Below are 12490 nucleotides of genomic sequence, written 5' to 3'. Positions count from 1 at the left end.
CGATGCTCGGACTGTCCGTGGCGACCCTCGCCGGCTATCTCGCCGCGATCGTCGTCCTCATGGTCACCCCCGGTCCGGACATGATGTTCGTGCTGGCCAACGCCACCCGCTACGGCACCCGGTCCGGCGTCGTCGCCGCGCTGGGCGTCGCCGCGGGGGAGGCCGTGCACGTGGCGGCGGTGGTCGGGGGACTGGCCACCGTGATCAGCGCGTCGCCGACGTTGTTCACCGCGATCCGGTGGGCCGGGGCCGCGTACCTGATCGGGTTGGGGGTCCGGGCCGCGCGCCACCGCGATCCGGTCGCCGTCACCGGTCCGGACCGTGGCGCGTCGCCCGGCCGGGCCTTCCTGCGCGGTCTGGTGACGAACCTGCTCAACCCCAAGATGATCCTGTTCAGCGTGGCGTTCCTGCCGCAGTTCGTCGATCCGGGGGCCGGCGACGCGACGGCGCAGCTCGTCCTGCTCGGCGCCCTGTTCGTCGCCGTGCAGCTCGCCGTGGACATCACTCTCGGCGTGGGCGCCGGCCGGCTCGCCGGCAGGCTGGCGGACCGGCGGTGGTCGCGGCGGATCAACCGGCTCTGCGCGGTCGCGTTCGTGGCCCTCGGCATCCGCCTCGCCCTGGGCTAGCCGCGGGCGGGTGGTGTCCACGGCGGCGGGGCGGTCCAGGTCGGACCGCCGGCCCGCTCTTCGGCTCGGAATCGTCCTCGTGCCACGGTTACCCTGACAGACATCGGATGTTCCAGGGGTGGTGAACGAGCGGTCGCGACCTGAGGAGCGCCAGTGGAGATCACCCGGTTGGGCGGCTCGACGGTCCGGGTCACGTCGGTCGGCTTCGGCGCGTCCGGCATCGGCAACCTCAACGGCGGCGTCACCGACGAGGAGGCCCGCGGCGCGGTCGACGCCGCGTGGCGTGCTGGCATCCGCTACTTCGACACCGCCCCGCACTACGGCCTCGGGCTCTCCGAGCGCCGCCTCGGGGCGGCGCTGGCCGGGCGGCCCCGGGCCGCGTTCACCGTCTCCACCAAGGTCGGCCGCCTCCTGGTCCCGTCCCCGGCCACCGCCGGCCGGCGCGACGACGCGGGCGGGTTCGACGTGCCCGCCGACCACGTGCGCCGCTGGGACTTCAGCGCCGACGGGGTACGCCGGTCGTTGGAGTCCAGCCTGACCCGCCTGCGCCTGGACCGGGTGGACGTGGCGCTGATCCACGACCCCGACGAGCACTGGCGGGAGGCCGTCGAGCAGGCGTACCCGGCGTTGCACGAGCTGCGGGCACAGGGCGTGGTCGGGGCGATCGGGGTGGGCATGAACCAGTGGCGGATGCTGGAGCGGTTCGTCGCCGACACCGACGTGGACACCGTCATGCTGGCCGGGCGGTACACGCTGCTCGACCAGTCCGCCGGCCGGACGATGCTGCCCCGCTGCCTCGAACGGGGGGTGGGGGTGCTCGCCGCCGGGGTGTTCAACAGCGGCGTGCTCGCCACCGACCCGCCCGGGCGGACCTACGACTACGGGCCGATCCCACCGGCCCTGCACGCGCGGGCGCTGCGCGTCGCCGAGGTGTGCCGCGCGCACGGCGTGACCCTGCCGCAGGCCGCGATGGCGTTCGTCGCGCGGCATCCCGCCGTCGCGACTGTGGTGCTCGGCGCGAAGAGCCCGGCGCAGGTGCGGCGGAACGCGGCCTGCGCCGCCGCCCCGGTGCCGGAGTCGCTCTGGACGGACCTCGTCGCGCAGGGACTGGTCGAGTCGTGACCCCGGCGCCGGTCAGTCCGACCGGCCGTCGCCGTCGGTGGCGGCCAGGATCGTGCGGAGCCAGGACTCGGAGGTGTTGACGTGCAGCAGCGCTGTCGCCTGGGCGAGTGTCTGGTCACGGGCGCGCAGCGCGCGGTAGATCGCCTGGTGCTCGCCGAGCGTGACGTGTGCCGCGTTGCCCTCGATGAGGCCACGCCAGACCCGGGCTCGCACGGTGCGGCCGGAGAGCCCGTCGAGCAGTGAGGTGAGCGTCTCGTTGCCGGTGGCCGCGATGACCGTGCGGTGGAAGGCGGTGTCGTACCGGATCAGCTTCTCGGCGTCCTCGGCGGCGGTCCGCATGTCCTCCAGGAGTTGCGCCAGCTCGTCGAGGTGAGCGTCGGTGAGGCGGGCGGCGGCCAGGCCGGTGGCGGCCGGTTCCAGCAGCCGGCGCACTTCCATGACCTCCAGCAGGGTGTCGTCGCGCAGGAGTTCGACGGCGAGGCCGACGCCTTCCAGCAGCAGTCGGGGCGCGAGGCTGGTGACGTAGGTGCCGTCGCCGCGTCGGACGTCGAGCACGCGCGCCGACTCCAACGCCTTGACCGCTTCCCGTACGCCGCTGCGGGAGAGTCCGATCTGGACCGCGAGCTGGGGTTCCGGGGGCAGTCGGGCGCCCGGGGGCAGCTCGCCGGACTGGATCATCTGCCTGATCTTCGCGATGGCCTCGTCGGTCAGTGCCACGCGCCCTCCCTCGCCCCGGCGCCCTGCCCCGACAGACATCATATCTCCGCACGTCCATGCGTCAGGGGTCGGCGCCGCCGGGGGCGCGAGTGGGCCGGGTGCGTAACCTGATCGAAGTCTGTCTCTAGACATCGACGAGGGATTCGTCTATAAAGACATCAGATCTCTGGTCGTGGCGGGTGTCCCTGCTCAGCCTGAGCGTGCGGGGGCGGGGCGCCGGAGCGGACGCCGACCCATGCGGTAGCCGGGCGGACCGGGCCATACGTCGACCACCTGCACGAGCACTTCGTCCCGGCCGCGACCGCCTGAGCGAACCGGCCCGACACGTGCAGGGAGAGGCCTTGATCGTCGACGCGCACCACCACCTGTGGCGACCCGAGCGCGGCTACACCTGGCTCGACGCCCCCGACCTGGCCGTCATCCGCCGCCCGTTCACCCCGCCGGACCTGTGCGCCGCGGTCGACGCCGCGGGCGTACGCCACACGGTGCTGGTGGAGGGCGGACGCTGCCACCGCGACGAAGCCTCCGAGTTCCTCGCCTACGCGGCCGACACCGAGCCGATCGCCGGCGTCGTGGCCTGGGCGGACGTCACCGACCCCGACCTGCCGGACACCCTCGCCGACTACCGGCGGATGCGCGGCGGCGAGCTGCTGGTGGGCATCCGCTCGCAGGTGCAGGGCGAACCCGACCCGGACTACCTGGACCGCCCGGACGTCCGCCGGGGGCTGGCCGCGGTGGCCGACGCCGGACTGGTCTTCGACCTGGTGATCCGGGCCGACCAGCTCCCCGCCGCGGCCCGCGTGGCCCGGGACCTGCCGCAGGTGCCGCTCGTCCTGGACCACCTGGGCAAGCCACGCATCCGGGCCGGCGCCGCCGGGCTCGCCGGCTGGTCGGCCGACCTGGCGGCGCTCGCCGCCGGCCCCAACGTGACCGCCAAGCTGTCCGGCCTGGTGACCGAGGCCGGGCCGGGCTGGACGGTCACCGCGCTGCGGCCCTTCGTGGCCGTGGCCGTGGAGACCTTCGGGGCGTCGCGGCTCATGTTCGGCTCCGACTGGCCGGTCTGCCTGCTCGTCGCCGACTACCGGGTGGTTCGCGACGCGCTGGGCGCGGCGCTGCCGCCGCTGTCCGCGGCCGAACGCGACGAGATCTTCGCCGGCACCGCGGTACGCGTGTACCGGCTCGCGATCTGAACAGGCGGAGACGCGGAAAGTCAGGCCCCGAGCGGAGGCGGAACGACATGACCCAGGCCGCGCTGTATGTCGGCAACCGTACCTTCACCGTCGAGGACCGACCGGCGGTGCCACCCGGGCCCGGCGAGGTCCGGGTCGTCGTCGCCTACACCGGCATCTGCGGCACCGACCTGCACGTGCGGCACGGCGCGATGGACCACCGGGTGTCCGTCCCGGCCGTCATCGGGCACGAGATGTCCGGCCGGATCGCCGAGTCGGGCGCCGGCGTCACCGGCTGGCGGGTCGGCGACGCGGTGACCGTGATGCCGCTTGTCTGGTGCGGCGACTGCCCGGCGTGCCGCGCCGGGCACCAGCACGTCTGCCACCGGCTCACCTTCCTCGGCATCGACTCGCCGGGCGCCATGCAGGGGTCCTGGACGGTTCCCGCCGAGACTCTCGTGTCGCTGCCCGAAGGGCTCTCCCTGCGACACGCGGCGCTGATCGAACCGATCGCGGTGGCGGTGCACGACGTACGCCGGTCCCGGCTGGCGGCCGGCGAACACGCGGTGGTGATCGGCGCCGGCCCGGTCGGCCTGCTGATCGCCTGCGTCGCCCGAACCCGCGGGGCGCGGGTGGTCCTGGTCGAACTCGATCCGCACCGGCGGGCCGTCGCGGCCGGGCTCGGCTTCACCGTGGTCGACCCGGCCGAGACCGAGCCGGTGGACGTCGTCGACGACCAGTCCGGCGGGGCCGGCGCGGCAGTGGTGTTCGAGGTCTCCGGGTCGGCGGGCGGTGTGCGCACCGCCACCGGCCTGCTCGCGGTGCGCGGACGCCTCGTGGTGGTCGGCATCCACCCGACACCCCGCGAGGTGGACCTGCACCGGGTCTTCTGGCGCGAGCTGGAGATCGTCGGCGCCCGCGTCTACCGGCGCGGCGACTTCACCGAGGCGGTCCGCCTGCTCGCGGCCGGCGAGGTTCCGGCGGAGGACCTCATCTCCGAGGTCGTGCCGCTGCGGGACGTCGCCGGGGCGTTCGACGCGCTGGAGCGCGGCGGCGTGGTCAAGATCCTGATCGACTGCGGTGGCGACCGATGAGCATGTTCGACCTGACCGGCAGGCTGGCCGTGGTGACCGGATGCCGGCGCGGCATCGGGCTGGCGATGGCCGAGGCGCTCGCCGGCGCCGGGGCGGACGTCATCGGCGTCAGCGCCACCCTGGAACGCGAGGGCAGCGAGGTGGCCCGGCGGGTCGAGGCCCGGGGGCGCACGTTCACGCCGTACCGGGTGGACCTGGCCGACCGCCCGGCGGTGGCCGAGCTGGCCGCGGCGCTGTCCGGCGGCCCGCGCCCGGTGGACATCCTGGTCAACAACGCCGGCACCATCCGGCGGTCGCCGGCCGCCGAGCACCCCGACGCCGACTGGGACGAGGTGGTGCAGGTCGACCTGACCGCGCCGTTCGTGCTCGCCCGGGAGGTCGGTCGGCGGATGGTCGCCCGGGGCAGCGGGAAGATCATCTTCACCGCCTCCATGCTGAGCTTCCAGGGCGGGATCAACGTCGTCGGGTACGCCGCGGCGAAGTCGGCGATCGCCGGGGTGACCCGGGCGCTGGCCAACGAGTGGGCCGGCCGGGGCGTCAACGTCAACGCCGTCGCGCCCGGTTACATCGCCACCGACAACACCCGGGCCCTGCGGGAGCAGGCGGACCGCAACCGGGCGATCCTGGAGCGCATCCCGGCGGGCCGGTGGGGGCGACCCGAGGACCTGGCCGGGGCCACGGTCTTCCTGGCCTCCGACGCCGCCGCCTACGTCCACGGCACCGTCCTCGTCGTCGATGGTGGGTGGCTGGGCCGCTGAGCCGACTCGCGTCCCCACGGAATATCCGTTGCCGTCCGCGGCCGCCGCCCTCTACCGTTTACTCACCAGGCCAGATGGAACGAACCGAGGAGCTTCCCGTGTCGCAGCACACCCGCACCGAAACCACGCGGCTCATGCCGCGCGGCGGTGTCGCGCTGCGCCTGCTCGGGCGAGCCGGCGGCCGGTGCGCGACCGAGCAGAACTGGAAGCCGGGGTGGCGGCGCGAATAGCGCCAGCGGAAGCTGACGAGCCGCCCACCCCGACCGGGACCGGGCGGCTCTTTCGTTGTCCCACCCACCTCAGAGGGGCGTAGCTCAACCGGAAGAGCACCGGCCTCCAAAGCCGACGGTTGCAGGTTCGAACCCTGCCACCCCTGCGTTCCGGCCCGGCCGTGGCCGGAGGTGTCGTCGATTCTCAACTCCACAGCGGATGGCATGGAAGACCGCCGGCCGGCTCTCACCCGGCCGGCCTCCCGGGCCGTTGGAGCAACGGGCAGCTCATCCGGTTCTCAGCCGGAAGGTTGCGGGTTCGAATCCCGTACGGCCTACGCAGGAAACGCCACGCGGTCGTGGTGACCACCCTTTCCGGGTCGTCCATTCGGTAGGACGCCGCATTCTGGATGCGGAGAGCTGGGTTCGAATCCTGGCCCGGAAGCACCGATGCCCTCGTAGCCCAACGGCAGAGGCACGACGTTGAGGACGTCGCCAGTGCGCGTTCGACCCGCGCCGAGGGCACCAACTCGCCGACGTAGCTCAGATGGTCGGAGCGCTCCGCTCATGACGGAGAGGGAGAGGACCCCGGTTCGAGACCGGGCGTCGGCACGCAGGACATGCCCGGGTAGCCCAACGGCAGGAGGCACCCCGTTCAGGGCGGGGACAGTGCGCGTTCGAATCGCGCTCCGGGTACGCATGGGGTCGTAGCTCAGGTGGGAGAGCGCTTCGCTCGCATCGAAGAGGCCGGCGGTTCGACTCCGCCCGACTCCACCATGCCCCCGTGGCTCAGCGGACAGAGCACTGGACTACGAATCCAGGGGTCGCGCGTTCGAATCGCGCCGGGGGCACGACACCTGCCGCTCGGGGCGGCACACAGACGCGCGTCCGGTCATGGGCAGGCCCCCAGACCTTCGTTCCGGCGTCGCCCGATCGGTGGGGCTACCGGACCCGGTCCGCGCGGCGGGTCAGCCGCCGTCCGAGGTAGGCCAGCGTGAGGACGACCGCGGCGGCGATCAGATACCACGCGAACCGGTGCAGGTCCACCAGGAGCGTGCGCAGGTGGTCACCGGCCAGGTATCCGCCGGCGGTCCAGAGGCCGACCCAGGCGGCGGCGCCGAGCGCGTTGTACGTCACGAAACGCCGCCACGGCATGCCTGTGGTGCCGGCGACGACGCCGTTGAACTGCCGCAGGCCGTCGACGAAACGGGCGGCGGCGACCAGCTTCGGGCCCTGCCGGCTCATCACCCCCTCCAGGCGGGCGAAGCGCTCCGGGCCGAGGCCCAGGCGGCGACCGTGGCGCAGGACGAGCCGGCGACCCCCGTAGCGGCCGATCAGGTAGCCGATGCTGTCGCCGAGCACGGCGGCCAGGAACGCGGTGGCCGCCACGCCGACGACGCTCAGCCTGCCGTGGGCGGCGTATCCGGCGGCGAGGACGATCGCGGACTGCCCGGGAGCGGGCACGCCGAAGCCTTCCACGCCGACGAGCAGGGCGACGCCCGGATAGCCGTAGGTGCCCACCAGGTCGGTGAGGACGCGGAACGGGCTCACCGGTCCACCACGGCTGTCCCGGTCGTCGCCGCCCGGTCGGGGTGGGGGCGAGGCGCGTGCACCGGCGACACGATGAGATGGTTTCCCGCCACGGTGAGCAGCATGCCCGGTGCCGGCCACGAAAGTGGCCGTCGCTCCCGTGCCGCGCCGGCGGGCGGATCGCCGAGCAGGGAGGGGTGCGGCGGTGGGCGTGGTGGAGACCGTCGCGGTGGCGTCGGTGGCGGCGTTCGCGACGGCGTGGCTGTCCGCGGTGGCCGGCTTCGGTGGGGGCGTGCTGTTGCTGCCGGTGTTCACCGCGTTGTTCGGACTGCGGACGGCCGTGCCGGTGCTGACCCTGACCCAGGTGTGGAGCAACGGCTCACGGGTCTGGCTCAACCGGCGGGAGGTGGACTGGCCGCTGGTGCGCTGGTTCGCGCTCGGCGCGCTGCCCACCGCCGTGTTGGGCGGGCTGGCGCTGGCGCAGGCCCCGGCGGGACCGCTCAAGCGGCTGCTGGGGGTGCTGCTGATCGTGGTGGTCGTCCGGCGGCGACGCCGGACGCGCCCTCGGCGGCCGACCGAACGGACGTTCGGCGTCGTCGGCGCGGCCTCCGGGCTGGGCTCGGCGTTGCTCGGGTCGGTGGGCCCGCTTACCGCGCCGTTCTTCCTGGCGTACGGGTTGGCGCGCGCCGCCTACATCGGCACCGAGGCGGCGAGCGCGCTGACGATGCACGGCGCGAAGATCGCCGCGTACGGCGCCGGCGCGTTGCTCGACCGCCGCGTGCTGCTGTTCGGGCTGGCGTTGACCCCCGCGACGTTGCTGGGCGCGTGGGCCGGCCGCCGGACGGTGGGCCGGATCAGCGACCGGGTGTTCGTCGCGCTCGTGGAGGGCGGCCTGGTCGTCGCCGGCCTGCTGTTCCTGGTCGGGTTCTGAGCCGGCCGCCCGGCCTCGGGCGCAGCCCCGGTGCCGCAACGCGGCGTGCGTCGGGTACGCCCGTCCACGACGAGACGTTCGCTGCTAGGTGAATCGCCAACAACGGCTCCGCCACGCTCGCCGGCTGGACGGTACGACTGACGCTGGCCGGTGGGCAGTCCCTCGCCAACGTCTGGACCGGGGTCAGCCCCGGCACCAGCGCGGCGGTGAGCGTGCGCTACGCGGATTACAACGGCACGCTCGGCGTGAACGCCTCGACCACCTTCGGCTTCCTGGTCAACGGCGGCAGCGACGCCCCGCCCGGCGGCCCCTCCTGCACCAGTCCCTGACCCCGTCCACGTCCAATAGCAGGCCGGGCCCGGAGCCACCGTTTCCGGGCCCGGCCGGCCGCATCCGATATGCAATGATGTTCATCAATGTCAGAGGTGGTCGCGACCGGGCCCGGTCGGCTCGGGTCGCCGCGGCCGCCCGGAGGGTTTCCGCCGGCCCGATCCGCGTGACGGGGGCCGGCCGTCGTGGAGGACGACCATGCGTACTTTGCTCGCGGTGTGCACCGCCGCACTGCTCCTCGGCGCCGCGACCGGCAGCGTCCCGGCCGGCGCGTCGGACGCCGCGCCGCGCTCGTGCCGGCCCGGCCTGCTCTTCTGCGAGGACTTCGAGCGCCTGCCCGCCGGCGGGCCGAGCTCCCTGAACTGGGGAGTCGACACCCGCCACGGCACGCTCACCGTCGAGCGGGGGCGCCACGGCAACCGGGTGCTGCACGTCCACACCGTCGACAACGGACGCGCCTTCCTGCGGGTCGACGACCTCGCCGCGCCGGGCAGCCGCCTCTACGGACGGATGCGGCTGCGCGTGGACGCCTTCCCCACCGCCCCGGACTGGGCGCACTTCACGCTTGTGGAGGCGACCGGCGCCGGCAGCGCGGAGGTTGTGCGCCCGGTCGGCGGCCAGTACGCGCCCACCGTCCCCGGCACCTTCTGGGGCATCGGCGCCGACGGCGGCCCGACCGGCGACTGGACCGACTGGCGGGAGTCCGCCCCGGTCACCGAGGACACCTGGCAGTGCGTCGAGTGGACGCTCGACGCGCGGGACAACCGCGTCGCGGTGTGGATCGACGGCGTGGCCAACCCGGAGCTGACCGCCTCCACCACCGAGCACGGCGGCAACGACGTACCCTTCGTGCTGCCGACCGTCGACACCGTGAAGATCGGCTGGCAGCTCTACCAGGGTGGCACGACGCCCGGCCGGTTCGACCTCTGGATCGACGACATCGCCCTGTCGACCAGGCGGCTCGGCTGCTGACCCCGAGTGCGTCGGTGTGCCGCCTCAGGGCTGCGAGCGCAGCACGGCCACCTCGGGAAAGTCGTCCGGCGAGCCGTAGCCGTGCTCGGCCAGCCAGCGGACGTTCGTCAGGCATCGCAGCGACCACCAGGCACGGACCAGGTCACGGTCGACGTCGGCGCCGTAACCGGCGATGACGTCGCCGAGGTGCTCCGGGTGCCCGAGCGTGAGGATGGCGAGGTCGAAGTGCGCGTCGCCGCGGGACGCCTCGGACCAGTCGAGGATGCCGGTGACCTCGTCGCCGGCGACGAAGACGTGGTCGACCTGGAGGTCGCCGTGGATGAACACCGGCGTCCACGGGCGCAGCGCCGTCTCGGCGAGCCGGCGGTTGCGGGTGACCACCTCGGCGGGAAGGACGTCGTGGGCGACGAGCCATTCGCACTCGTCGGCCAGGCCCGACGCCAACTCGTCGCGGTCGCGTCCGGGCCACGGCGGCAGCGGCGCGTCGTGCAGCGTCCGGACGGCCGCGCCCGCCGCCGCCCACGCGGCAGGTGAGGCGGTGGAGGGCTTGCTGAGGCGGCCGAGCGCGGTCCCCGGGAGCGCGGCGAGCGCCAGCGCGGGCGGATTGTGCCACCGGACCTGGGGAGTGGGCACCGGCGCCCTGGCCATCGCCTCCACCTCGACCTCCAGGCGGGCCCGGTCCGCGTCGACCTTCACGAACACGTCGCCGACGCGCAGGGTCGCGCGCTCGCTGTGGGCGACCACCACCTCGACCCCGTCGGCGTCCATGCCGGCCATCATCGCGGAAACGGCTGCCGACGTCGCCGCAATTGTCGCGGGCGGCAGGGCTAGGCGCGGCGACGCCGCGCCGTCAGGTCGACGGCCGCGTCCCGCCACCGCGGACGGCGGAACGTGAATCCGGCGTCGGTGAGCCGGCCGGGGACGACGCGTCGACTCTTCAGCAGCAGCTCGGTGTCGGACCGGATGGCGAACGCCCCGACCTCCGCCATCCACCGGGTCGCCGGCAGGCCGACCGGCACCCGCCAGGCGGACCGTAGCTCACGCATGAACTCCCGCTGCGGCAGCGGGTTCGGCGCCGCCAGGTTGACGGCGCCGGCGAGGTCGTCGCGGTCGATCAGGAACCGGACGGCGCGGACGAAGTCGTGGTCGTGGATCCAGGAGACGTACTGCCGGCCCCCGGCCACCGGCCCGCCGAGCCCGAGTCGCGCGAGCCGGCTCAGCACGTCGAACACGCCGCCACGGTCGGGGCTCATCACCATGGCCGATCGCAGCGCGAGCCTGCGGGTGTGCGGCGTCGTCGCCCGCTCCTGCGCGGCCTCCCAGTTGCGGGCGATCTCGACGCTGTAGGCCCAGTAGCCGGGGACGCCCCGCTCGTCGCCGCCGATCAGGCCGTCGTGCTCGTCGTTGGCGGCATCGAAGCGGTGCGCGTAGATCGTCGCGGTGCTCATCTGCATCCACACCCGGGGCGGTCGGGCGGCCCGGGCGACGGCCTCGCCGACGACCCGTGCCGAGTCCACCCTCGAGCGCATCATGGCCTCGAGGTTCTGCGGGGTGTAGCGGCAGCTCACGCTGCGCCCGGCGAGGCTGACGACCACGTCGCTGCCGTCGATCCGCCCGGCCCAGTCGCCGAGCGTGCGACCGTCCCAGTGGACCTGGCGCTCGCCCCTCGGCGTGCGGGTCAGCACCACCACGTCGTGGCCCTCGGCGGTCAGCGCCCGGTCCAGGATCGTGCCGACCTGCCCGGTGCCACCGGGAATGACGATCTTCATGGTCCTCCGCACCGCACCGGTATTTGAACACGTTCAACTTCACCGTATGGCGCGGCGCGGGCCTGGTCAAGCGGAGTGCTCAGTCGCCGACCTGCAGCACCGCGTCGGCGAACTGCCGGGGCGCCTCCTGCGGCAGGTTGTGACCGACGCCGCCGCCGACCGTCCGGTGCTGGTAGCGGCCGGTGAAGCGGGTCGCGTACGACGAGGGGTCGAGGTGCGGCGCGCCGTTGGCGTCGCCCTCCAACGTGATGGTGGGCACGCCGATGTCCGGACCGTCGGCGAGCCTTGCCTCCCACTCGTCGTAGCGCGGCTCGCCGGTGGCGAGGCCGAGCCGCCACCGGTAGTTGTGGATCACGACGTCCACGTGGTCCGGGTTGTCCAGGGCCGCGGCGCTGCGCGCGAACGTCGCCTCGTCGAACGCCCAACGCGGCGACGCGGTACGCCAGATCAGCCGGGCGAAGTCGCGGCGGTGACCCGCGTAGCCGTCGCGGCCCCGGTCGGTGGCGAAGTAGAACTGGTACCACCAGGAGAGCTCCGCCGCCGGGGCCAACGGCACGCGGCCGGACGCCTGGCTCGCGATCAAGTAGCCGCTGACCGACACCAGCCCGGTGCAGCGCTCGGGGAGCAGGGCGGCGACGACGTCGGCCGTGCGGGCGCCCCAGTCGAACCCGGCAAGGGTCGCCGTGTCCACGCCGAGGGCGTCCAGGAACGCCACCGTGTCGTGGGCCAGCGCGGCGGGTTGACCGTTGCGCACGGTGTCGGCGGAGCGGAACCGGGTCGCGCCGTGACCGCGCAGAAACGGCACGAGCACCCGCCGGCCGGCCGCGGTCAGCAGCGGCACGACCTCGGCGAAGCTGTGGATGTCGTACGGCCAGCCGTGCAGCAGCACCACCACCGGGCCGCGCGGGGGACCGGCGTCGACGTACCCGATGTCGAGCGCCCCCGCGTCGACGCGGCGCAGGCCGGCGGCGAAAGTCGCCGGGTCGGTGGCCTGGTTCATCCCCGCTGCTCCTCGTGCTCGTCCCGCGCTGCCTGCACGCTAGGGCGGCACGCGGAGCCCCGTCGGCGGTTCGGTCGAGGTGCGGCTCCGGCCCGGCGCGGCGGCTAGGATGCCGAGCCCGGACCGGCCCGCCGAGGGACCGGGCGGGAAAGGGAGCGGACCGTCGCGGGGATGCTCCTATGGATGTCAAGCGGCGAGTTTAAGATCGTTTGAGGTGATGATCTGGTAGAGCTCGCGGGCGACGTAGCGTTTGAGGCATCGGA

Annotated in this window: 14 protein-coding genes and 8 tRNA genes; 17 read left to right on the top strand and 5 right to left on the bottom strand. The window is 73.8% G+C overall.

Translation table 11 applies throughout. The features are described 5' to 3' along the window. The first annotated feature begins 2 nt into the window (after positions 1-2). Together ACIA5A_RS19390 and ACIA5A_RS19385 are read left to right on the top strand one after the other, a co-directional pair. Positions 3-626, top strand: coding sequence for a LysE family translocator (locus tag ACIA5A_RS19390; protein WP_396763866.1), 624 nt, complete (start codon positions 3-5; stop codon positions 624-626). Positions 627-779: 153 nt separating this feature from the next. Then, entirely contained in the window at positions 780-1748 is a 969-nt protein-coding gene (locus ACIA5A_RS19385; RefSeq protein WP_396763863.1) for an aldo/keto reductase, read from the top strand. A 12-nt stretch (positions 1749-1760) separates the two neighbouring features. Here the strand turns inward: ACIA5A_RS19385 and ACIA5A_RS19380 are convergent, their stop codons facing one another. Continuing rightward, complete coding sequence (locus ACIA5A_RS19380; RefSeq protein ID WP_396763860.1) at positions 1761-2465, bottom strand: FadR/GntR family transcriptional regulator; 705 nt, start codon at positions 2463-2465, stop codon at positions 1761-1763. A gap of 341 nt (positions 2466-2806) precedes the next feature. On the opposite strand from ACIA5A_RS19380, the gene ACIA5A_RS19375 reads away from it, so the two are divergent. The 12 genes from ACIA5A_RS19375 to ACIA5A_RS19320 all read left to right on the top strand — a co-directional run bounded on the left by ACIA5A_RS19375 (position 2807) and on the right by ACIA5A_RS19320 (position 6546). Beyond that, positions 2807-3655, top strand: a complete 849-nt coding sequence (locus tag ACIA5A_RS19375) for an amidohydrolase family protein (RefSeq protein WP_396763857.1) — start codon at positions 2807-2809, stop codon at positions 3653-3655. Positions 3656-3702: 47 nt separating this feature from the next. Beyond that, positions 3703-4728, top strand: a complete 1026-nt coding sequence (locus ACIA5A_RS19370; protein ID WP_396763854.1) for a zinc-binding dehydrogenase — start codon at positions 3703-3705, stop codon at positions 4726-4728. Next, on the top strand, positions 4725-5486 hold the full coding sequence (locus tag ACIA5A_RS19365) for an SDR family oxidoreductase (RefSeq protein WP_396763851.1): 762 nt from the start codon (positions 4725-4727) through the stop codon (positions 5484-5486). The genes ACIA5A_RS19370 and ACIA5A_RS19365 overlap by 4 nt, the downstream gene beginning before the upstream one ends. A gap of 98 nt (positions 5487-5584) precedes the next feature. Next, on the top strand, positions 5585-5716 hold the full coding sequence (locus tag ACIA5A_RS19360) for a hypothetical protein (protein ID WP_396763849.1): 132 nt from the start codon (positions 5585-5587) through the stop codon (positions 5714-5716). Between the two features lie 73 nt (positions 5717-5789). Beyond that, positions 5790-5862: transfer RNA gene (locus ACIA5A_RS19355), tRNA-Trp, on the top strand. Positions 5863-5960: 98 nt separating this feature from the next. Next, a tRNA-Glu gene (locus ACIA5A_RS19350) sits at positions 5961-6033 on the top strand. A 35-nt stretch (positions 6034-6068) separates the two neighbouring features. Continuing rightward, a tRNA-Gln gene (locus ACIA5A_RS19345) sits at positions 6069-6140 on the top strand. Between the two features lie 7 nt (positions 6141-6147). Beyond that, positions 6148-6223 (top strand) — tRNA-Leu (locus ACIA5A_RS19340). Positions 6224-6227: 4 nt separating this feature from the next. Continuing rightward, positions 6228-6307 (top strand) — tRNA-Met (locus tag ACIA5A_RS19335). 10 nt (positions 6308-6317) lie between these two features. Next, positions 6318-6391 (top strand) — tRNA-Leu (locus ACIA5A_RS19330). A gap of 5 nt (positions 6392-6396) precedes the next feature. Beyond that, positions 6397-6472: transfer RNA gene (locus tag ACIA5A_RS19325), tRNA-Ala, on the top strand. 1 nt (position 6473) lies between these two features. Next, positions 6474-6546: transfer RNA gene (locus tag ACIA5A_RS19320), tRNA-Arg, on the top strand. 91 nt (positions 6547-6637) lie between these two features. Here ACIA5A_RS19320 and ACIA5A_RS19315 read toward each other — a convergent pair. Continuing rightward, complete coding sequence (locus tag ACIA5A_RS19315; RefSeq protein WP_396763846.1) at positions 6638-7246, bottom strand: DedA family protein; 609 nt, start codon at positions 7244-7246, stop codon at positions 6638-6640. Positions 7247-7430: 184 nt separating this feature from the next. Here ACIA5A_RS19315 and ACIA5A_RS19310 point away from each other — a divergent pair, with 184 nt between their 5' ends. The 3 genes from ACIA5A_RS19310 to ACIA5A_RS19300 all read left to right on the top strand — a co-directional run bounded on the left by ACIA5A_RS19310 (position 7431) and on the right by ACIA5A_RS19300 (position 9458). Further along, on the top strand, positions 7431-8156 hold the full coding sequence (locus ACIA5A_RS19310) for a sulfite exporter TauE/SafE family protein (protein ID WP_396763843.1): 726 nt from the start codon (positions 7431-7433) through the stop codon (positions 8154-8156). A gap of 92 nt (positions 8157-8248) precedes the next feature. Beyond that, a complete protein-coding gene (locus ACIA5A_RS19305) occupies positions 8249-8485 on the top strand; it encodes a cellulose binding domain-containing protein (protein ID WP_396764213.1) in 237 nt (78 codons plus the stop codon). A 199-nt stretch (positions 8486-8684) separates the two neighbouring features. Then, positions 8685-9458, top strand: a complete 774-nt coding sequence (locus ACIA5A_RS19300; protein ID WP_396763840.1) for a hypothetical protein — start codon at positions 8685-8687, stop codon at positions 9456-9458. 24 nt (positions 9459-9482) lie between these two features. On the opposite strand, the gene ACIA5A_RS19295 is transcribed toward ACIA5A_RS19300, so the two are convergent. The 3 genes from ACIA5A_RS19295 to ACIA5A_RS19285 all read right to left on the bottom strand — a co-directional run bounded on the left by ACIA5A_RS19295 (position 9483) and on the right by ACIA5A_RS19285 (position 12227). Then, positions 9483-10226 (bottom strand): phosphotransferase, encoded by a 744-nt coding sequence (locus ACIA5A_RS19295; RefSeq protein WP_396763837.1) that lies wholly within the window; start codon positions 10224-10226, stop codon positions 9483-9485. A gap of 59 nt (positions 10227-10285) precedes the next feature. Then, complete coding sequence (locus ACIA5A_RS19290) at positions 10286-11227, bottom strand: epimerase (RefSeq protein ID WP_396763834.1); 942 nt, start codon at positions 11225-11227, stop codon at positions 10286-10288. 79 nt (positions 11228-11306) lie between these two features. Continuing rightward, on the bottom strand, positions 11307-12227 hold the full coding sequence (locus tag ACIA5A_RS19285; protein ID WP_396763831.1) for an alpha/beta fold hydrolase: 921 nt from the start codon (positions 12225-12227) through the stop codon (positions 11307-11309). Between the last annotated feature and the right edge of the window lie 263 nt (positions 12228-12490).

This window comes from Micromonospora sp. NPDC051300, assembly GCF_044455315.1.
GTDB classification, from domain to species: Bacteria; Actinomycetota; Actinomycetes; order Mycobacteriales; family Micromonosporaceae; genus Micromonospora; species Micromonospora robiginosa.
The sequence above is the reverse complement of the archived record's forward strand: the minus strand, read 5'-3'. Positions and strand labels throughout refer to the sequence as shown.

Bases quoted from the DNA above. Each gene is read 5' to 3' on its own strand.
- ACIA5A_RS19390 (WP_396763866.1), top strand. From the start codon at position 3: ATGCTCGGACTGTCCGTGGCGACCCTCGCCGGCTATCTCGCCGCGATC.
- ACIA5A_RS19370 (WP_396763854.1), top strand. From the start codon at position 3,703: ATGACCCAGGCCGCGCTGTATGTCGGCAACCGTACCTTCACCGTCGAG.
- ACIA5A_RS19365 (WP_396763851.1), top strand. From the start codon at position 4,725: ATGAGCATGTTCGACCTGACCGGCAGGCTGGCCGTGGTGACCGGATGC.
- ACIA5A_RS19300 (WP_396763840.1), top strand. From the start codon at position 8,685: ATGCGTACTTTGCTCGCGGTGTGCACCGCCGCACTGCTCCTCGGCGCC.
- ACIA5A_RS19295 (WP_396763837.1), bottom strand. From the start codon at position 10,226: ATGGACGCCGACGGGGTCGAGGTGGTGGTCGCCCACAGCGAGCGCGCG.
- ACIA5A_RS19290 (WP_396763834.1), bottom strand. From the start codon at position 11,227: ATGAAGATCGTCATTCCCGGTGGCACCGGGCAGGTCGGCACGATCCTG.
- ACIA5A_RS19285 (WP_396763831.1), bottom strand. From the start codon at position 12,227: ATGAACCAGGCCACCGACCCGGCGACTTTCGCCGCCGGCCTGCGCCGC.